Consider the following 22,070-nt stretch of genomic DNA (forward strand, 5'->3'; position numbering starts at 1 on the left):
AGAACTAGAGAATGGTTTATTTGTCACTATTATTGTTTTATTAACTACCCATTAATTCTGTCAATCCTTGTAGTGAATAAACACCTGTAACAACTGTAACGATCACAGCAATTGCTCCAAAGACTAACATCCATGTTGGATGATGATAATCTCCGACGATTGATTTTCGTTTACTAGCAATTAGTATTGTCGTTAATATAATTGGTAAGATAAGTCCATTTAAAGCACCTGCAACGATTAATAATGTAACTGGTTTTCCTAAAAATAGAAAAACAAAAGTTGAAATGACTATAAATGAAATTACAATAATGTTTGTTTTATTATAGATAGATTTATGCAATGTTTTTAAGAAAGTTGCACTTGTGTATGCTGAACCAATAACTGAAGACATTGCTGCAGCAAATAAAACGACACCAAAAATATTTCGACCGACTGGTCCTAATACATGTTCAAATACAGAAGCTGGTGGGTTAGTATCATTTAAAGTTACACCTGTAACGACCACACCGAGTACCGCTAAGAATAATAAGGTTCTAAGTACACCCGTTGTTAATATTCCTGAAATTGCCGCCTTATTGACAAATGGCAAATAGTGTTTACCTTTGATACCTGAATCTAATATTCTATGTGCACCAGCAAAAGTGATATAACCACCAACTGTTCCTCCTACTAATGTGATAATCGGTAAGACAAGCGCTAATGGTTGCTCTGGCATCACGAGATGTTTAGCTGCATCTGCATATGGTGGGTTTGCCTTAAACATTACAAATGCAACAACTACAATCATTAAAACGCCTAAAAACATCGTGACAACATCCATAATTTTTTGACCACTTTTACTTACAAAAATAAGTATTGATAATACAGCTGTAATAGCTGCACCAATCTTTACATCTAAGCCAAAAATTGCATTTAATCCTAATCCAGCACCTGCAATATTACCGATATTAAATGCAAGTCCTCCTATTGCAATTAATATCGATATAAAAGTACCCAACCCTTTAAAGATTTCATTAGCTACTTCTTGTCCACGTTTACCTGTAACTACCAACACTCTCCAAATATTAATTTGCGCCCCTATATCAATCAATATTGATAATAAAATTGCAAAAGCAAAACTTGAAGTAAACTGAGCAGTAAATACTGCTGTCTGAGTTAGAAACGCGGGTCCAATTGCAGATGTAGCCATTAAGAATACAGAACCTAATAATAATCTTTTATGATTTTTTGTAAATTCAAAATCCTTTGATTCTGTTTTTAATTTTTCTCCCATGTGTTAGCCTCCCAGCTTAGATATAGAAACGCCTTCTTTCGATAATCTGTCTCTTATTTTTGTAACAAATTCTAGTGCGTGTTCACCATCTCCATGAACACAAATTGTATCTGCTTGAATATCAATTTCCTTGTTATTTTTCGTAACGACTTTTTGTGACTTAACCATTTTGACAACTTGTTCAATAGCTTCTTCAGTGTCAGTGATCAATGCATCACTTTCTTTACGACTAACTAATTGACCATCATCTTCATAGCGTCTATCTGCAAACACTTCGGCAGCAGTAGTTAAACCAACAGCTTGCGCCTCTGTAACAAGTAGTGTATTTGATAATCCAACATAAATTAATGATTTATCAAAATCATATACAGCTTGTGCAATCGCATGAGCAATTGCTTTATCACGCGCCCCCATTTGATAAAGTGCTCCATGTGGTTTCACGTGATTTATTTTAACTTGGTGAACATTACAGAATCCGCTTAATGCACCGAGCTGGTAAATGACGATATCATAAATTTCTTTGGGTGACAAGTCCATATTTCTACGTCCAAATCCTTGTAAATCTGGGAGGCCAGGATGAGCACCTATACCAACACCATTTGCTTTAGCTAATTCCACCGTTTGATTCATGACATGTTGGTCACCAGCATGAAAACCACATGCAATATTAGCTGAAGTAATTAGCGGAATAATTTGATTGTCTCCACCGAATGAATAATTTCCAAAAGCTTCGCCTAAATCACAGTTTAAATCAACTTTCATCATGATTCCTCCTTAATTATTTGATGTCTATCTAAAAATTTAATATCTACATCTTTTGCATCACCATTAGCATATTGCGGATACGATAAAACAGCATATAAGAAATCAGCTGTCGTAGTAAAGCCATCGATTACCATTTCATCCAATGTTACTTTTAATTTTTTTATTGCTGAATCTCTATTTGGTGCTTTTACAATCACTTTAGCTACAAGTGAATCGTAATTTGGCGATACCGTATAGTCATGATAAAGTAAACTGTCGATACGGACGTTAAAGCCTTGAGGCAAATGTAATGCTTTTACTTTACCTGGTGAAGGCTGAAATCCTTTCTGAGGATTTTCTGCGTTGATTCTTGCTTCAATGACATGACCATCAAATATCACTTCGTCTTGATTGAACGGTAATGTACCGTGTTTCATTAAATAGAGCTGTGCGTGTAGTAAATCACGATTTGATCTCATTTCAGTTACTGTATGTTCTACTTGGATACGCGCATTCATCTCTATGAAGTAATAAGCATCTTCTGTCACTAAATATTCGATAGTACCTGCACTTCTATAACCAGATGCTCTTGCTACTTTCACAGCATCATTACACATAGATGTTCTCATATGTTCAGATAATGCAGCACAAGGCGATTCTTCAATTAATTTTTGATTTTTTCTCTGAACTGAGCAATCACGTTCACCTAAGTGTATGTAATTTTCTTTACCGTCTCCTAACACCTGAACTTCCACATGTTTAGCTACTGGGATAAACGCTTCCACATATACGCGATCATCATTAAAATATTTTTGCCCCTCACTTTTGGCTTCTTTAAATGACTTTTCTAAAGATTCTTCTTTTTTGACAATCCTTATCCCTTTGCCGCCACCACCACTGGCAGCTTTTAATACAAGTGGATAACCAATATCTTGCGCAATTTCCTTAACTTCTTCGATTGACTCTACAGCAGAAGTAGAACCTGGTATGATAGGCACATTAGCTTGGTCTACTGTTTGTCGTGCTGTTATTTTATCACCCATCATCTCCATAGTTTGATCAGTTGGCCCTATAAAATAAATACCGTTTTCTTCAACATTTTTAGCGAATGAAGTACTTTCTGATAAAAAACCATATCCTGGGTGAATTGCATTTGCACCACTAATTTTTGCTGCACTAATAATTCTATCTTGGTTTAAATAGCTATCTAATGCATTGGCTTCACCAATACATATCGCTTGATCAGCTAAGCTGACATGTAGGCTAGACTCATCCCCTAAAGCATAGATAGCTACAGTTTCAATATCCATTTCTCTACAAGCGCGGATGATTCTTACAGCAATTTCTCCTCTATTTGCAATTAAACAACGATACAACTCAAATACCCCCTTTATACTTATTTCACAGTTATAATCGTTTGATCATACTCAACATTTGCGCCGTGATTGACATGTATTGTGTCGACTACTCCACTCACATCACTTTTTACTTCATTCATGACTTTCATCGCTTCTATATAACCAATGGTATCTCCTTTTTTAATTTCATCACCTTCATGAATAAGTGGATTTGTTAATTCCTTCTCGTCTTGTAAATAAAACGTACCAACCATTGGTGATTTGACAACTTGATCGGATTGTTCTTCATTTGATGCACTTTGTTCATTTAAACTTGATTCATTATTTGAAACTAATTGTTGTTGTGCAGTTGACGCAGATGTATTATCGGTAAAATCTATAGTGATTTCATTTTCATAATCTTTATAATTAAATTTTTTAACCCCGTTATCTTTTACCATCTTTATTAATTGTTCTACTTTTTCAAAATTCATTATAATTCCCCTTTCAATAAATGATTAATACGAGTAGATGTATTTCTCAATTGTGAAATATCAAAAATTGGTTGCTCTTTAATATTATTGATTGTATTTTTAAACGCTTCTTCTTGTTGCTCTAATTTTTTAACTGCTTCTTCGATTGTCGTCCATTCAAAACGAATCGTATCATTAGGTTGCATTTGAGCTAATTTATGTAAATCAGATGCGCAAACAGTTGCTATTTTTGTATAACCGCCTACTGTTTGTTTATCATTTAATAAAATGATCGGATTGCCATCATTTGGCACTTGTATACTGCCTAAGGCAACAGGCTCTGATATTATGTCAGCCGATGTGTTTGGTGAAATCGCTTCACCTTGTAACCGATATCCCATACGGTCTGACTTTTCTGATATTTTAAATTCATTAGCTACTAGTTTTTGTTGTGCCTCTTCGCTAAAGCTATCAAATTGAGGCCCTTTGATGATTTGAATAGGTTTTTCTTCAACTTCACCAACATCTTTTGGTACACTCAATCCAAGATTTTGTGCATATGGATAATCGTTTTCGCACTCAATTACATCACCAGATTTTAATGCGCGCCCTTTAAAACCACCAATTTGACTTCGTGTGTGTGTAGAATAACTATTTGCTACTTTATGAATTGTCAAAGGTTTACCAAATAATAAGTACCCTCTAGCCCCTTTAGTGACCTGTCCAACTTTCAAAACGTCACCTTTTTTTACTGCTATTACAGTAGATTCATCAATAATTGCTTCGTTAACAGTTGCTTTGAACTCAGCACCTATTAATACAAAAGCATTGTCTTCTAAGAATTCAATTGTTGGGCCAATTATTGTACATTCAATTGCTGGCCCTTCATTGCCAATGAGTGCTTGTCCAGTTCGATAAGCGTACCGATCTAAAACACCTGCAGTAGAAAATCCTTGGTCTTGATAGCCGATTCTTCCTAAATCTTGAATCGTACTAAATAACCCTGGATAAATAATTTTAATACTCATATTGAATTTTCACCCATTTCTTAATATCAAATTCACCTTGCTGTTCTTCTATAATCTGTTCGAACGTTGATTCATCGATAGGATAGAATTTTATATAGTCACCAGATTCATATAAACACATAGGTGTTTTTGAAATATCAAATACAGTAATTGGTGTACGTCCGATGATTTGCCAACCACCTGGAGATTGTTTTGGATATAAACCTGTTTGATTATTCGCAATACCTACAGAACCCGCAAGAATGCTCGTTCTTGGTTCTTCGCGTCTAGGTGTAGCCAGCTCTGGATTTAAACCACCTAAAAACGGAAAGCCTGGCATAAATCCAAGCATATAAATTAAATATCGATTTTCTGTATGTAAATTAATGACGTCCTCTATTGATAATTGATGATGTGTGGCTACTTCTTGAATATCTGGACCATAATCACCACCATAAAGAACTGGTAAACTAATTATTTTTACTTCATTTTTATTTTCATCAAAATCCAGTTGATTTAATCGTTCTAGATTCAACGCTTTAACTACTTCCACTAAACTTTGTTTTGTAATATCTATATGTAGCATAATTGCCCGATAAGAAGGTATCACTTCAATAATTGCTTTATGTTGTTGATCTTTAATATAATTTTCAACTTTTTGAACTTCCTTAAATGTCGAAGGATTGATTTGTTGTTCAAAGTAAATCATAATTGTCTCTTCATTGATCAATTTATATTCCAACACATTTCCCCCTTTGTATTTTATACATTAAACTATGATTCAAACATTAATATGTGTGCAACATTATAATTGTATCATTAACTGTCAGACTATGTTTAATTAAAAATAGTTATAATTGTCGATAATAAACTACTATTGATAAATACAAATTAATCCAAAATTATCTCAATATTTCAATTATTGTATCAATGATATAAATTTATCAAATAGTTGAAGATAAGTATATGTTTTTATTTATAAAGTGTAAAATCCCCCTAACATTAAGTGTTAAGGGGATTTTGATATTATTTGATATTTACAATTTTGACATTAATTTCTGCACCATTTGGCAGTGGAACACGAACTTCTTCGTTTAATTTTTTGCCGATTAAACTTTTTGCCATTGGTGATTCATTTGAAATTTTACCATTAAATGCATCAGATTCAGCTGATCCAACAATTTGGTATTCCTCTTCGTCTTCACCAGGTAATTCTACAAAAGTTACAGTTTTACCAATTTGTACTTGGTTGTTATCACCAGTATCTTCGATTATTAGGGCATTACGTAGCATATGCTCAATTCTTTGTATATCTTGTTCGATAAATCCTTGTTCATCTTTAGCAGCATCATACTCAGAGTTCTCAGATAAGTCTCCGAATGAACGTGCTACTTTTATTTTTTCTACGACTTCTGGTCTCTTAACCGTTTTTAACTCTTCAAGTTCATTTTCTAGTTTTTCGAAACCTTCTTGCGTCATAGGATATTGTTTTTGGTTTTCCATATTGTCATCTTCCTTTACTATAATACTATTGTTTACTTACTAAAGTCTGAATTTTCGTCGTCATTATATCGATCGCAACTTTATTACTTCCACCTTCTGGAATGATAATATCTGCATATCTTTTTGTGGGTTCTATAAATTGATTATGCATTGGTCGAACTACATTTAGATATTGACTTATTACAGAATCCATTGTTCGTCCTCTTTCTTCTGTATCACGAAGTAAGCGACGTAAAATTCGTAAATCTGCATCTGTATCAACATAAATCTTGACATCCATTAAATCTCTTAACGTTTTATTTTCAAGCGCAAATATGCCTTCTACGATAATAACATCTTTTGGTTTAAATGCAATCGTTTCTTCACTTCTAGTGTGATTTGTATAATCATATGTTGGTACTTCGATTTGTTTGCCATTTCTCAAATCGTTTAAATTTTCTATTAATAAGTCATTATCAAAAGCAAAAGGATGATCATAATTGGTCTCTAAACGTTCTTCGAAACTTAAATGCGATTGGTCCTTATAATAATAGTCTTGTGCCAATAATGCAACACTATGGCCTTCTAAATTTTTCATTATTTCATTTGTCACTGAGGTTTTACCCGAACCCGAACCACCAGCGATTCCAATAATAGTCGTACGTTTCATTATCCAATTTCCTTTCTCATCATGTTGTTGGTATAAATTGGATGATCAACTTTAATTTGCACGATTTGCAATGGATGTCGTGCAGCATCAAGTTGGTTACCTTCTTCATCATAGATAGTGTCAACAACTTGTCTAAATGTATCGATTTCAGGACCAAAAAACTCTATTTCGTCTCCAGGTTCAAATTTGTTCCGCTGTTGAATCGTAGCAAGCTTAGTTGTTTCATCATAAGCCAGAACCAATCCACAAAAATCATAAGCTGAGTTCTTTTTATTTTGTTGCCCAAACATTTGTTCCTCATATCCAGGTGTGCCTTCAATAAATGCAGAAGCAGTATCTCTATTAGCACATTTTTCCAGCTCAGTTAACCATTCTGGCTTAATTTTAAAGTTATCAGGATCTTCTGCATAAGCATCGATGACTTTGCGATATACAGACACTACAGTTGCAATATAGTGTATTGATTTCATGCGTCCTTCAACTTTAAGTGAATCCACACCAATATCCATCATTTTAGGGATTGATTCAATAAGTTTCAAATCTTTTGGACTCATTGCAAATGGAGTCACTGCATTTTCGTCATAATATAAATCTAATTCACCATCTTCATCAACTTCCAACAGATCATAATCCCATCTACAACTTTGACAACAACCGCCTCTGTTAGAGTCTCGAGCAGTCATGTGATTACTTAATGTACATCTACCAGAATACGCAATACACATCGCACCATGTATAAATGATTCAATTTCAATATCTACTTTGTCTTTCATTTCCTTCATTTCCATAGCACCAGTTTCACGTGCTAATACTACACGATCTAGACCTTCATTTTTCCAAAATTCTACAGCTTTATAATTCGAAAGAGATTGTTGTGTTGATAAATGAATTTCTAAGTTCGGCGCTACACGCTTGCAGGTTTCAATAATAAGTGGATCTGCAACAATAATACCGGTGGCGCCTGCTGACTCAATATTTTTTAAATACTCGTCCAATCCTTCAATATTTTCATCATGAGCAATAATATTAGTCGTAACGTAAATTTTCGCCCCATATTGCTGAGCGAATGTCACACCTTCGTTTATTTCTTCCAACGTAAAATTATCTGCATTTGATCTTAAACCGTATGCTTGTCCACCTAAAAATACAGCATCAGCACCATAATGTACTGCTATTTTGAGTTTTTCTAAATTACCTGCTGGTGCAAGTAGTTCAGGTTTTTTAATCTTATTATTAGTACGATTTTCAACTTTTTCTAATAATTCCATTACTTAAACCTCCTTTAATAGACTGTTTGTTTATACAAGAATCCTTCATCAAACGGACGGTGCTCAGGCTGAATGGCCTCAATCGGATCTACAAGCATAAATTTTTCATCATCATAGGTTTCAGGATCTTCTTTGAACAAATCAATCGCTTCTCTATATTGCTCTGTACATACATTGATATATTCTTCAGTTTGTAATACACCATCGATTTTGAATGCATCAATATTGGCTGCTAAAAGCTGATCTAACTCTTCGATCAAACAAATATCATTAGGTGACATTATATGCGTTCCATTATAATCTTCAAAAACAGGATATTTGTTATCCCGTTCTTCATCATATAAAAGCAACTCATTCGCTTCTTTATTTCGTTGAATTTTCATTTGTCTTTCTTGGAAAGTAAAATAGTTACCTAATAACATACGTTTTGATTGAAACATGCAAGTCATACCATGTACTTGTACTTCAATCTCTACATCTGCATTTTGTTTTATATTTAATATTTCATCTAAACTTAATTCTCTAGCTAATTGCGCACGTTGTGCACCTTTTTTCCCCCAAAAGTTACACTGGAAATAATTTGTGACTAGTGCTTCTGCATCCCAATTTAATGGAATCGGATTTGGTTGTTCATTCACATACATAACTACTGCTGGATCGCCAAATATGATGCGGTCAACGCTTACTTCGTGTAAAAAATCTATATATGATTTTAGTGCATTTAAATGATAATTGTGAAAAATACCATTTACTGCTACGTAGACTTTTTTACCATGATTATGTATTAATTCCACTGCTTCTATCAATGCTTCTCTTTTAAATTCTCCTGCTAATCTTAAGCCGAATCTTTGCTCACCAATTACAAAAGCATCTGCACCTTTTTCAATTAGTGTCTCAATATGTTTAACAGATTTTGGTGTTACTAATAATTCTGTCATTTTGATTCTCCTTTAATCGAAATAGCTAGACCATCATCCATATTAAGGAAATTAGTTGTGAAATGAGGTTGAGCCATAAGCCATTCATTATATTCTTGTACTTTTTTTACCATTTGTCTAACATTTCTACTTCTCACTTCGGAAATATCAGAAACAAAACCATGATACAAAACGTTATCTGTAACTATTATCCCACCTTCATTCAATAAAGGCGCGTACAAAGAAAAAAACTTTTTTGATTGTGCCTTTGCAGCATCAATAAATATCATATCAAAAGATTCATGTTTGATATTTTCTAAAGCTTCTAACGCATCCTTTTCAATTAACTCAATTTGAGTTTCAAATCCAAATTTCGCAAAATTTTCTTTGGCTTTTAATTGCATATCATCATCACGCTCGATGGTAACCACTTTTATTTCATCAGAAACAGAAGCAAATTGCATACTACTATAACCAATCGCTGTACCTATTTCTAAAATGCGCTTGGGTTTATGTATTCTGATCAGTTGTTTAATCATATCTAATGTTAGTCTATCAACGATTGGAACATGGTGTTCCAACGCATACGGTCTAAGTTGTTCAATAGCAATATCATTCTCTTTGTGCAATTCTAATAAATATGATTGATTATTTTCCATTTTAAAACTTCCTTCAATGTAGATATTTCAAAGCATTTTTGACAAATAAAATAAATCAGCCAATAATCGTGACTGATTGTATTATGGTTAATAATGACGTCTATAAGTTGTTATTTTCGAACTACTTTATATAATTCTTTGAAAATATCTCATAAATTTAAAATTTAACTTTATATATTTTACCACAAACCCATATATTTTATAAGTGTAAATTGTGATAATTAACTAGTTAATATAACTGTAGCTGATTGAGTACTTTTATTCTTAAATATAAAAATTGGGACTTAAAAGTCTCAGTTACGATAAGCTACATTTGTGTGTATTTTTGAAAAATTTCTTTTTGATTTGATATCAATAATGTTCAAAATAAACGATACTTTTATTAAAACAACAGAATCTAAAAATAGTTTGACATTATTAAATCGATATTTTTCTTCGACTTATTCGAATATGAAAACTAAACTGGCATCTGTAATAAAATAAAAGCCGGTAGAGACAGAGTAAATTAGCGCCAGTAGAATTCAAACACAAAAAGACTGTCAACAAAGCTGGAAACTTTGTTGACAGTCTGAGTTGAGACTTTTAAGTCTCGGCTTGATAATTTGAAATAAGCACTTTGTATCTCATATTTTATCCCTTAACGGTTGTACAAGATTTGACTAACAAGCTTTGTCACCAAAGAAAAACATAAACATTATTAAATCAATGTGTCGTTCAGGTTCATGTTTTAATTAGTGGTGCAAATTATTTGAGTTGTTCAGATTAGAGGTTATTCATGGTTATGATCATGATCGTCCATTTCAGTATTAACGACTTCTTCAATCATATCCCATTCTTCATCTGTTTCAACCGGTAAGAATTTTCCGCCTTCACCATCTTCATCAGGCTCATTAATCATTGGTACTAATTCGATTAAATCATCATCATCTGATTCTGCACCTTCTTCAGCAAGAATCACATATTCTTTTTTAAATTCAGGATGGAAAAATTCTAATACTTTACGGTAAAGTACTTCGTTTCCATCTTCATCATATAAAGTTAATAGTTCCTCTTGATTATTAATTTCTAATTCAGATTCATGGTTGTGTTCAGTCATTATAAAACGCTCCTTTTTATTGTATAGAATCTAAATAGCCTTGTAATATAAATACTGCAGCCATTTTATCTATTACTTTTTTTCGTTTTTGTCTAGAAACATCTGCTTCAAGTAAAGAACGTTCTGCAGCCATGGTACTTAAACGCTCATCCCACATGATTATCTCTACAGATGGCAATGCTTCTTGAAGTTGCTCCTTGTATTGTAACGAAGCTTCGCCTCGAAATCCAATAGAATTATTCATATTCTTTGGCAAACCAATGACAACAGTACCAACTTTTTCTTTCTCTATGATTGTTACTAGTCTGTCTATACCTAGTTCATTCTTATCTTCGTTTATATGGAGTGTATCTAATCCCTGGGCTGTCCAACCCATGAGATCGCTTATAGCAATGCCAACAGTTTTACTTCCTACATCTAAACCTAAAATTTTATGTTTTAGCATTAATTACTTTGAATTCTCTTGTAAATAATTTGAAACTAATTCTTCCATGATATCGTCACGATCAATACGACGAATTTGGTTTCTAGCTTCATTATTACGTGGAATATACGCAGGATCTCCTGATAATAAGTAACCAACGATTTGATTAACAGGATTATAGCCACGTTCTTTCAATGTGTTATAGACATTTTGAAGTACTGTTTTGACATCTTCTTTTGGAATTTCATCATAATTAAATTTCATTGTTTTATCAAAGTTTTCCATTTTGTAACACTCCTTCATATCGAGTAAAAAGTACTTATTGTTAATTCTACATGACAATAGTTAGAACTTATAGAGATTTAATGTAATCTTTAATGAAACGTAATGATTCTGTTATGTTTTCAGGTTGAGTGCCTCCACCTTGAGCCATGTCTGGACGGCCACCACCTTTACCACCTACAATAGGTGCCATGTTTTTAATAATATCACCAGCTTTTACACTGTCTGTTAAAGCTTTTGGCACTGTTGCTACTAATGACACTTTACCATCTATATTACTAATTAAAATTATAATAGCATCTTGCAATTTAGATTTAAAGTCATCCATTGTCTCACGAATCGCTTTTGCATTTGCGACTTCAACCTCAGTTGCAAGGACTTTAAATCCATTAATTTGTTCCACTTGATTTGTAATATCACCCATTTTTAGTGTAGTGATTTCTTTATTTTTTTGCTCAAGTTGTTTAGTTAATTCTTTTTCATCCGCTTGCATTTGGATGACTTTATCCAAAACTTGATCATCTGATTTCACTTTAATTTGTGCTTTCACTGCATTAAATTGTTCTTGAATTGTTTCTAAATATAGGAATGCTGATTTTCCGGTAAATGCTTCTATACGTCTCACACCAGCACCAGTACCTGATTCACTTACTATTTTAAACAAACCTATTTCAGAAGTATTATTAACATGGATACCTCCACATAATTCAATAGAGAAAGGAGACATATTCACTACTCGAACAACCTCACCATACTTTTCACCAAACAATGCCATCGCGCCTAACTTTTTAGCTTCAGCAATAGGCATTTCTTGAATATCCACATCTATACTATTCCAAATTTCTTCATTAACTCTTCGTTCAACTTGATCAATTTCTGCTTGATTTAAAGGTCCAAAGTGCGTGAAATCAAATCTTAATCTCTCTGCTTCAACGAGTGATCCTGCTTGATTGACATGGTCTCCTAGCACTTCTTTTAATGCTGCATGTAATAAGTGTGTAGCACTGTGATTCTTTTTAATATCTCTACGTTCAATATGGTTTACACTAGCAAACACTTCGTCATTCTTTTTAACAGTGCCAAATTGAATTTCACCTTTGTGTAAGCTTTGTCCATTGGGCGCTTTGGTAACTTCAGTAACATTGATTTCGAACTGTTCATTACTTATAGTACCTTCGTCTGCAACTTGTCCACCACTCACTGCATAAAATGGTGTTTCTTTTAAAATAAAGTAAATAGTTTCTCCTGCTTCAGCTTCATTTACTAATTCACCATTATATATGATGTCCGTAATAATCGTTTTTTGGTCCATGACATCATAACCTACAAATTGACTATCTGTTGTTATTTTTTTTAATATGTCACTTTGTACTTGCATAGATTGTGAGTTTTGACGTGCTTGTCTAGCTCTGTCACGTTGTTTTTGCATTTCTTCTTCAAAAGTATTCATATCAACGGTAAGATTTTCTTGAGTTGCAATTTCTTTAGTAAGTTCAACTGGAAAACCATATGTGTCATATAATTTAAATGCATCTTTACCACTAATTTCATTTGTCGTCGACTTTGCTTTTGTAATTAAATTATTTAATATCGCTAGGCCTTCTTCTAATGTTTCATGGAAACGTTCTTCTTCAGATTTAATCACACGTTTGATGAAATCTGATTTTTCTTTAACGTTTGGATAGTATGGTTCCATTATATCTGCAACAATATCAACTAATTTATACATAAACGGCTCATTAATGTCTAAGGATTGGCTAAATCTTACAGCACGACGTAAAAGTCTGCGTAGCACATAACCTCTTCCTTCATTTGCAGGTAACGCGCCATCAGCAATTGCAAATGAAATTGTGCGAATATGGTCAGCGATAACTTTAAATGCGACATCATAAGAATCTGTTTCAAGATATTTTTTACCCGAAACATTTTCAACTTCATTAATGATAGGCATGAACAAATCCGTTTCGTAGTTTGTACGAACATTTTGTGCGATAGATGCCATTCTTTCGAGACCCATTCCAGTATCAATATTTTTATTTGGTAATGGTGTGTACGTATGGTCTTTATTATGATTAAATTCACTAAATACTAAATTCCAAACTTCTAAAAATCTTTCATTTTCACCGCCTGGATACATTTCTTCAGCAGGATCATCTTGTCCAAATTGATCCCCTCGATCATAGAATATCTCTGTATTAGGGCCTGATGGTCCCTCACCGATATCCCAGAAATTACCTTCTATACGAATAATCCTACTCTCTTCTAAGCCTATGTCTTCATTCCATATTTTATAAGCTTCTGTATCCTCAGGATGTATGGTTACATACAATCGTTTTGGATCCATAGCCATCCATTTTTCATTCGTTAAAAATGTCCAAGCAAATTCAATGGCTTCTTTTTTGAAATAATCACCAATTGAAAAGTTACCTAACATTTCAAAAAAAGTATGATGTCTAGCTGTAAAGCCAACATTCTCAATATCATTTGTTCTTATGGCTTTTTGAGAATTGACAATACGAGGCTTTTTCGGTGTTTCTCTGCCATCAAAATATTTTTTCAATGTCGCAACACCAGAGTTAATCCATAGTAAAGAATCATCATCTATAGGTACTAAAGGTGCAGAAGGTTCAACCATATGTCCTTGTTCAACAAAGTAATCAATAAAATTCTGTCTAATTTCACTTGCTTTTAAGTTTTTCATACTTAAAATTCCTCCATCTCAACTCAAGTTATATCAGTTATTTGATAAAAATGAAAATAAAAAACGTCCATCCTATCAAAAGGGACGAACGTTTCGCGGTACCACCCTAGTTATAAGCATTAATCATAATTAATAATTCCGCTTATCACTTAAAATAAGTATATTTATTATTTAACATAAAGTAGCTTTCAACTATGCTATCTGTACTTTTCACCAGCCAGTACATCTCTTGTCGACTACCATAATTTACTCATCTTTATGCACAATCAATTATATTGTATTTACTTTAACCTACGTTGTCAATGTTCAACAAAATCATATGGCGAAATATCTCCCATATTAATCATAGGATTAATTTTATATATATTTTCTTCTGTTAAAATAGTCGTGGCATCAAACGTATCTTCAACTGCAACCTCATCTTTACGATCATCATTATTAAAATACGTTTTTAAGAATGAACAGAGCTGAGTCATTCTCACTTGACCATGTGTATTTAAACCGATTTCAAAAGCTTGTGGATCACCCAGAAATACTAGTGATTGCTTAGCTCTTGTTAATCCTGTATATAATATAGGTTTTTGTAACATTCTAAAATATTGCTTAACCATAGGCATAATTACAATTGGAAATTCAGAACCTTGTGATTTGTGAATAGACGTACAATATGCATGTGTTAATTCTAACAAATCTTGTCTTACAAAAGTAATTTCATTTCCGTCAAAATCAACGACCAATACATCTTTATTTAAGGCATTTTCTTTTGCCCAAAATATGCCAACAATCACACCAATATCGCCATTAAATATATTATCACTCGGCCTATTTACTAGCTGTAGCACCTTATCCCCTTTTCTAAAGACAACATCACCGAATTCAATTTCACGCGTATCCTTTTCTTTAGGGTTTAAGATTGTTTGCAATACAGCATTTAATTTTTTTATACCTGCAGAACCTTTATACATAGGGGCTAATACTTGTATATCACTCATATCATAACCTTTTTTAACAGCACTTGAAACAACCTTTTCAACAACTGAAGGTATTTGTTCAGTTGAACAATTAATAAAGTTACGATCATGAAATCTTTGTGTGATATCAATCGGTTCTCCCAATTTCATTCTATGCGCTAATTCTATGATACTAGACCCATCTTGTTGTCGGTAAACTTCAGTCAGATTCACTCTAGGTATAACTTTAGAATCAATGAGATCTTTAAACACTTGTCCTGGGCCTACGGAAGGCAACTGATCTTCATCACCTACTAATATCACTTGGGCATCAATAGGTACCGCGCTAAGAAATTGATGAAACAGCCAGGTGTCGACCATTGACATTTCATCAATAATGATTAGTTTAGCTGAAATCTCATTATCTAAAATATCTTCTGGCTGTGTGTCTTGATTCCAACCTATCAATCGATGTATAGTCATGGCTTCCAACCCTGTAGATTCAGCCAATCGTTTTGAAGCTCTACCTGTAGGTGCTGCTAATACAACTGGATAATCATCGTTTTGATAATCATCATAATCTAAAGATAAACCATGTATTTCTGCATATAATTCGACAATACCTTTAATCACAGTAGTTTTTCCTGTTCCTGGCCCGCCAGTTAGCAGCATAACTTTACTATTGATTGCAGTCTGTAGCGCATCTCTTTGGGAATTAGCATAAGTGACTTGATTGCGTTGTTCGATTTCACCAATTTCTAATAATAATTCAGACTGCTCAATTTCTTTTAATTTATTCGTATAGGTGTAATTACGATATAAGTTTTGAACACTTTTAAGTTCCGAATAGTATAAACTAGGAATTGCTAATTCGTGTTCCTGTTTTACTAATTTGGTATCTTCAACTAAGATTTGAATCATATTTTCTAATTGTTGAAGTTCAATCACTTCATTTGGTGATTGTGATAACATATCTTGTGTCATTTCTAATACATTTTGTGTTGGTAAGTATGTATGCCCTTGCTTAATACATTCTTCTTCTAATACATATAATAAACCCGCTTTTAAACGCTCATCATCATTAAATTGAATACCCACATTTCGTGCTAAAGTATCCGCTTTGTTAAAACCGATTCCTTTCACGTCGTAAACTAATTGATAGGGTTTATTTTCTACAATATTAAGTGTATCACCTAAATAAACCTGATAGATTGCCATAGCGAGTTTAGGCCCAAATCCTAAATCATGTAATCGAATAATAATTTGTTCTGTTTCTTGATTACTCGCAATTTGTTCAGCAATTTGCTTTTGTTTTTTCCCAGGTAAACTAGGTACTTTTTCTAAAACAGATGGGTCATTTAAAATGTCTGAAATAGCATTTTCTCCAAGTGTATTCACAATATTTTGAGCTGTTTTTTTACCTATTCCTTTAAATAAATCACTAGATAAATAGCTAATAATAGCCTCTTTGGTTTGAGGCAGCTCTTTTTCAAACGTTTCAGCTTTTAACTGTTTACCATATTTAGGATGTGAAACGACTTGACCTTTAAAAGTATAAACATCGCCTTCAGTAATTTCTGGAAAGAACCCTACAACTGTAGGCATAGAATCAAAATCTTCATTAGATTCTATCGTATCTACTTTTAAAACAGTATAAAAATTGTCTTTGTTTTGAAACAAGATAGCATCTACAGTACCTTTAATCATTGAATTATTGAATAATGTAGGGTTGTCCATTTAATTACTCCTCCTCTGCGATGGATTTAAACGTTTTGATGGCATGTTGACTCATCAAATGTTCTGGGTTGATAGCAACTGCACGTTCAAAATATTCGATAGCACATTCAGTATCCTCTGTTAACATATAAGTTGCTAGACCTAAGTTATATAAAGCGTCTGTATGTTTGTCATCTAATGAGACTACATACTGTAATTGTGAAACAGCCTGTTCGTACATTTCTAAGTGACATAATACCAATCCATATTGAAATTGTACCTCTACATCCTTACGATTATCTTTTTCAGCAGCAGTCATTAAAAAGGGAAGTGCTTCTGTAAATGCTTCTAACTGGTTAAACGACATACCTATCATATAATTGGTGTCGATTTCGTCAACTTTATATTGTAATGCTTGTTGGTATAATTTAACCGCTTCTTTATATCGCCCTTCATTATAATAAACATTAGCTAAATTGTAATAAACAGCCCCATTTTTTGGGTCAATGGTTAGTGCTTTTTGGAAAAAATTTTCCGCTTTATCTATTTCACCCGCTTCAGCGATTAATATACCTGCATTGATATAATTTTCGACTTCATTCGGGTTTGCTTCTATATTTTCGAATAATGCTGTTAAAGCTTGCTCAAAATTACCTTGTTTAATCAATGTATAAATTTGTTCTTGATTCATGCTATCCCTCTCTCTCAACATCTTATTATAACATTTAAGAATGAAAAAACAGTAAAAAGGAGTAAGTCACAAATCAAAAATTTAAAATTTGATATTGTATGCTTACTCCTCAAAATACGATTAAACTATGAAACTTTATATTTAATTAACAATATAGCAATGTCATTTTGCTATTTTAATCATTACGAAGCATTTAATTAATTTGTTTAAACAACATAACTTAATTGACCTGATGTTTTATATACATCATCTATAGTAGCGCCACCTAGACAAACATCGCCATCATATAAAACGACTGATTGACCTGGCGTAATTGCGCGAACAGGTTCGTCAAATGTTACTCGAATTGCATTATCATGCTCTTTTTGAACAAAAACTTTAGTATCTTTTTGACGATATCTAAATTTCGCTGTACATTCAAATCCATTTTCTAAATCAACAGGGTTAACAAATGAAATATCTGAAGCAATCAAATAGTCACTGTAAAGCGCTTCATGATGAAAACCTTGTTCTACATATAAGACATTATCATTTAAATTTTTGCCTACTACAAACCAAGGGTCTCCATCTCCACCTATACCTAGACCGTGACGTTGACCGATAGTATAGTACATTAATCCTGCATGTGTACCTATTTTCTTACCAGTTAAAGTTTTCATTTCACCTGACTGTGCGGGTAGATATTGAGATAAAAATGTTTTGAAGTTACGTTCACCGATAAAACAAATACCAGTTGAATCTTTTTTCTTAGCTGTAGCTAAATCTTGTGCTTCTGCAATTCTACGCACTTCTTTTTTATCAATATCGCCAATTGGGAACATCACTCTAGATAATTGTGATTGTGATAATTGATTTAAGAAATAAGTTTGATCTTTATTATTGTCAACGCCCCTCAACATTTCAACATGTCCATCTTCATGACGTCGTACACGAGCATAATGTCCAGTTGCTACATAATCTGCACCTAACTTAAGCGCATGCTCTAAAAATGCTTTGAATTTAATTTCTTTATTACACATCACATCAGGATTTGGTGTACGGCCTTTTTTATATTCATCTAAGAAATAAGTAAACACTTTATCCCAATATTCTTTTTCAAAATTAACTGCATAATATGGTATACCTATTTGATTACATACAGCTATAACATCATTATAATCTTCTGTAGCTGTACAAACACCATTTTCATCCGTATCATCCCAATTTTTCATAAAAATACCAATGACATCATAACCTTGCTCTTTTAATATATGTGCTGTTACGGAACTGTCTACGCCACCTGACATGCCTACTACAACACGTGTATCTTTATTTGACAACTAAACTTCCTCCTTGAATTTATGATAAATTTTGTGAATTTCGGTAACTAAATATTTAATTTCTTGTTCGGTCGTTTGTTCATTAAAACTAAATCGCACAGAATGATTCGCTCTTGTATCGTCATCATACATTGCTACTAAAACATGTGAAGGTGATGTAGAACCTGCAGTACATGCTGAACCAGAAGCTACATATATATTAGCTAAATCTAACAATGTTAACATAGTTTCCACATCAATAAATGGAAAATACAAATTAACAATATGACCAGTAGTATCAGTCATTGAACCATTTAATTCAAAAGGCACTGAACGTTCTTGTAAAGATACAAGAAATTGGTTTTTTAAATTCATCAAATGGACATTGTTTTCATCTCTATATTGGTTTGCTAGTTTTAAAGCTTCAGCCAATCCGACAATTTGAGGTACGTTTTCTGTACCTGCTCTTCTTTTCACTTCTTGTTCTCCACCTAATTGTGGAAACTTAATGTTTGTACCTGATTTTATTAGTAATACACCGACACCCTTTGGTCCACCAAATTTATGTGCCGTAATACTCATTGCATCGATATCAAATTCATGAAAATCTATGTCTAAGTGCCCTATAGCTTGTACAGCATCTACGTGAAATAAAGCATTTGAATGACTAACAATTTCATCAATATCGTACATTGGTTGCACTGTGCCAATTTCGTTATTAACAAACATGATTGAAACAAGGATTGTCTCATCAGTCATTGCACTTTTCAATTGTTCTAACGATATCAGACCTTCTTCATCTACATCAAGGTATGTTACATCAAAACCTTCTTTTGCTAATTGTTCAAAAACATGGAGTACAGAATGATGTTCTATTTTAGTTGTTATAATATGCTTACCCTTATCTTGGTTTGCATACGCAATACCTTTAATCGCTGTATTATTAGATTCTGTTGCGCCACTAGTAAAAATTACTTCACTAGGCTTCGCATTGAGTTGTTTAGCTACAAAACGACGAGACTCATCTAAATATTTACGTGCATCTCTACCTATACTATGTATAGAAGACGGATTACCGTAATGTGTTGTATAGATTTCCATCATTTTATCTATTACTTGTTGTTTAACAGGCGTTGTAGCAGCATAATCTGCATATACTTCCATGTTTGACACTCCTTACAAATTTATCAATGTTCCAATGATAGCACCATCTAATTAATTTTTCTAGTTGTCTGTTTCAAAATGACCATTTTCATCTATCATTTCATATTCATCTAACAATGTTAATGTTTCGTTTACATTTGATTTTGTCTTTTTATTTTGGGTTAAGTTATATAATTTTTTATTTCTAATTTCCCAGTGTGTCGCTTTAAACCTAGCTTGAAAATACTCATCATGGCTCACAACTAATACTTGACCGTTAAAACTTTTTATCATATTTAAAATTAAGTCCTGTGTTGAAATATCAAAATAATTAGTTGGCTCATCTAAAATTAATAAATTGGCACCAGAGCAATATAGCAGTACAAATTGAAATCTACTTTTCTCTCCCATAGATAATTGACCAATTGGTGCATTAATTTTTTCCTCTTTAAAACCAAATGAAGCTAATATAGTTTGCGCTTCGCTTCTTGATATTTTATTCGTACTTAATAGCATCATCAGTGGAGATTCTGCTTCATTCAAATTTTTGTTCGTCTGATCGAAATATCCAATTTTTAGTGAAGGTGTGATTTTTAAATGTCCTTGATTAGCAAATATCTTTTGTCTGATCATCGCAATTAAAAGAGATTTTCCGCTTCCATTTGGTCCCGTTATTAATACGTTTTCTTTTTGTTTCATTTCGAAATGCGCATGTTCAAATACATGATGTTCACTTATAACAACATTGAAGTCTTCAAAATGAATTAAAAAACGCTTACGTAATTGGGCTTCATGATTAAAATGATAATGTTTTTGTTCGTTATCTGGCTGGTTTATGGTCTTCTCATTTAATTTTTCGGTCATTTGTTTTTCTTTTACTTTAGCCTTTTGAGCTAACTTACTAAGCTTCTTCTGCTCAATAGGGCTACGAACACTTGCTTTTTGTCGTGCTGAATGATGCCATGTTTGGATTCGTTGTATCGTGCGATTAAGTTCTGCTATTTCTTTTTGTTGCTTTTCGTACATATTTTGTTGTGTTTGTAACGTTAAATCTTTAATTTCACGGTACTTGGAATAATTACCATTATATTTATTCGTTTTTTCAGATGTTACTTCAATGACATGAGTCGCTGTTTGATCGATAAAATCACGCTGGTGTGATACATAAACAATCGTACGTTTTGATTTTTGAATTTTTCTAATCAGTTGTTCCAACATTTCTAAATCTAAATGATTCGTGGGTTCATCCAGTAAGATCAGTGGTTTGTTTGACATGAATGCTTTTAATAACGCCAGTCGTGTTTGTTGACCACCACTTAAATCTTGAATTTGTTTTTCTAAATCTTTTTCTGTTAAATTCATTTGATTCGCTTGCGTAATAATACTCTGTTCAAATTCGTAACCATTTAATGCACTATAGTCTGCAATATATTCATAATTGTCTTCAAGTTTTTGCTTTATCTGCAATATTTCGGGGTTTATTTCCATTACATAATCTAACCCTGTTAAGTGTTCATAAGCTAACATATTTTGGTACATTAAATAAGTTTCATCTTTATATTTCGATTTTATCGCTTCTAACAAAGTCGTTTTGCCTACGCCATTGTTACCTATCATTGCAATATGTTCGCCTTTATCAATTTGAATTTCTACAGAGTTAATTAAATTTTTACCAAATTTTTCAAATGGTTTTTGAACAAAATAAAAAGACATACCAAATTCCCTCTTTCTTAAGGGATACGACATGCCTTAACAATCCGAACATTATTTATGTTAGGTACTTGAGTGATGATTTTGCATTAAGACATGGTCTTATCCCATATATTACTTTTTTGATTAAATAATTGATATTGTTTGTTTTCATGAGATTTATCCATTGTCTTAATAAGGCCACCTAACTTTTTAATTTCATATAGTATAACAGTGAGCAATTTCTTAC

General features: G+C 32.8%; 20 protein-coding genes. All 20 read right to left on the bottom strand.

Annotation, left to right across the window (positions count from 1 at the left end; all coding sequences use genetic code 11):
• Positions 1-40: 40 nt before the first annotated feature.
• Entirely contained in the window at positions 41-1,273 is a 1,233-nt protein-coding gene (locus KA830_RS09350; protein WP_046208120.1) for an NRAMP family divalent metal transporter, read from the bottom strand.
• A 3-nt stretch (positions 1,274-1,276) separates the two neighbouring features.
• Entirely contained in the window at positions 1,277-2,035 is a 759-nt protein-coding gene (gene pxpA / locus KA830_RS09355) for a 5-oxoprolinase subunit PxpA (protein ID WP_046208119.1), read from the bottom strand.
• Positions 2,035-3,393: an acetyl-CoA carboxylase biotin carboxylase subunit gene (locus KA830_RS09360; RefSeq protein WP_204180116.1), complete on the bottom strand. Its 1,359-nt coding sequence runs from the start codon at positions 3,391-3,393 to the stop codon at positions 2,035-2,037. Before KA830_RS09360 ends, pxpA begins: the two co-directional genes overlap by 1 nt.
• Before the next feature lie 20 nt (positions 3,394-3,413).
• Positions 3,414-3,848, bottom strand: coding sequence for an acetyl-CoA carboxylase biotin carboxyl carrier protein (locus KA830_RS09365; protein ID WP_046208117.1), 435 nt, complete (start codon positions 3,846-3,848; stop codon positions 3,414-3,416).
• On the bottom strand, positions 3,848-4,855 hold the full coding sequence (locus tag KA830_RS09370; protein ID WP_204180115.1) for a 5-oxoprolinase subunit C family protein: 1,008 nt from the start codon (positions 4,853-4,855) through the stop codon (positions 3,848-3,850). Before KA830_RS09370 ends, KA830_RS09365 begins: the two co-directional genes overlap by 1 nt.
• Entirely contained in the window at positions 4,845-5,576 is a 732-nt protein-coding gene (gene pxpB / locus KA830_RS09375) for a 5-oxoprolinase subunit PxpB (RefSeq protein WP_204180114.1), read from the bottom strand. Before pxpB ends, KA830_RS09370 begins: the two co-directional genes overlap by 11 nt.
• 284 nt (positions 5,577-5,860) lie before the next feature.
• Positions 5,861-6,337 (bottom strand): transcription elongation factor GreA, encoded by a 477-nt coding sequence (greA, locus tag KA830_RS09380; RefSeq protein WP_019469406.1) that lies wholly within the window; start codon positions 6,335-6,337, stop codon positions 5,861-5,863.
• 25 nt (positions 6,338-6,362) lie between these two features.
• Positions 6,363-6,986, bottom strand: coding sequence for a uridine kinase (udk, locus tag KA830_RS09385; protein ID WP_046208114.1), 624 nt, complete (start codon positions 6,984-6,986; stop codon positions 6,363-6,365).
• On the bottom strand, positions 6,986-8,254 hold the full coding sequence (locus tag KA830_RS09390) for a peptidase U32 family protein (RefSeq protein WP_064208881.1): 1,269 nt from the start codon (positions 8,252-8,254) through the stop codon (positions 6,986-6,988). Before KA830_RS09390 ends, udk begins: the two co-directional genes overlap by 1 nt.
• A 14-nt stretch (positions 8,255-8,268) precedes the next feature.
• Positions 8,269-9,192 carry a peptidase U32 family protein gene (locus KA830_RS09395; RefSeq protein WP_210134198.1) on the bottom strand — a complete coding sequence of 308 codons (924 nt, stop codon included), beginning with the start codon at positions 9,190-9,192 and terminating at the stop codon, positions 8,269-8,271.
• On the bottom strand, positions 9,189-9,830 hold the full coding sequence (locus tag KA830_RS09400; protein WP_046208111.1) for an O-methyltransferase: 642 nt from the start codon (positions 9,828-9,830) through the stop codon (positions 9,189-9,191). The genes KA830_RS09395 and KA830_RS09400 overlap by 4 nt, the downstream gene beginning before the upstream one ends.
• Positions 9,831-10,599: 769 nt before the next feature.
• Positions 10,600-10,926: a DUF1292 domain-containing protein gene (locus KA830_RS09405; RefSeq protein ID WP_046208110.1), complete on the bottom strand. Its 327-nt coding sequence runs from the start codon at positions 10,924-10,926 to the stop codon at positions 10,600-10,602.
• Positions 10,927-10,942: 16 nt separating this feature from the next.
• On the bottom strand, positions 10,943-11,371 hold the full coding sequence (gene ruvX / locus KA830_RS09410; protein ID WP_019469412.1) for a Holliday junction resolvase RuvX: 429 nt from the start codon (positions 11,369-11,371) through the stop codon (positions 10,943-10,945).
• 3 nt (positions 11,372-11,374) lie between these two features.
• Entirely contained in the window at positions 11,375-11,635 is a 261-nt protein-coding gene (locus KA830_RS09415; protein ID WP_046208109.1) for an IreB family regulatory phosphoprotein, read from the bottom strand.
• A gap of 67 nt (positions 11,636-11,702) precedes the next feature.
• The gene (alaS, locus tag KA830_RS09420; RefSeq protein ID WP_204180112.1) at positions 11,703-14,333 is read right to left on the bottom strand and encodes an alanine--tRNA ligase; all 2,631 of its coding nucleotides are present in this window, start codon (positions 14,331-14,333) and stop codon (positions 11,703-11,705) included.
• A 299-nt stretch (positions 14,334-14,632) separates the two neighbouring features.
• Positions 14,633-17,020 (bottom strand): SF1B family DNA helicase RecD2, encoded by a 2,388-nt coding sequence (gene recD2 / locus KA830_RS09425; RefSeq protein ID WP_204180111.1) that lies wholly within the window; start codon positions 17,018-17,020, stop codon positions 14,633-14,635.
• A 4-nt stretch (positions 17,021-17,024) separates the two neighbouring features.
• A complete protein-coding gene (locus KA830_RS09430) occupies positions 17,025-17,711 on the bottom strand; it encodes a tetratricopeptide repeat protein (RefSeq protein WP_481906238.1) in 687 nt (228 codons plus the stop codon).
• 185 nt (positions 17,712-17,896) lie between these two features.
• Positions 17,897-19,009, bottom strand: a complete 1,113-nt coding sequence (gene mnmA / locus KA830_RS09435; RefSeq protein ID WP_046208105.1) for a tRNA 2-thiouridine(34) synthase MnmA — start codon at positions 19,007-19,009, stop codon at positions 17,897-17,899.
• Positions 19,010-20,152 (bottom strand): cysteine desulfurase family protein, encoded by a 1,143-nt coding sequence (locus tag KA830_RS09440; protein ID WP_046208104.1) that lies wholly within the window; start codon positions 20,150-20,152, stop codon positions 19,010-19,012.
• A 60-nt stretch (positions 20,153-20,212) separates the two neighbouring features.
• On the bottom strand, positions 20,213-21,844 hold the full coding sequence (gene sal / locus KA830_RS09445) for a Sal family ABC-F type ribosomal protection protein (protein WP_204180109.1): 1,632 nt from the start codon (positions 21,842-21,844) through the stop codon (positions 20,213-20,215).
• Positions 21,845-22,070: the final 226 nt, after the last annotated feature.

It is taken from the genome of Staphylococcus sp. GDY8P119P, from assembly GCF_017892075.1.
Classification (GTDB): domain Bacteria; phylum Bacillota; class Bacilli; order Staphylococcales; family Staphylococcaceae; genus Staphylococcus; species Staphylococcus ureilyticus.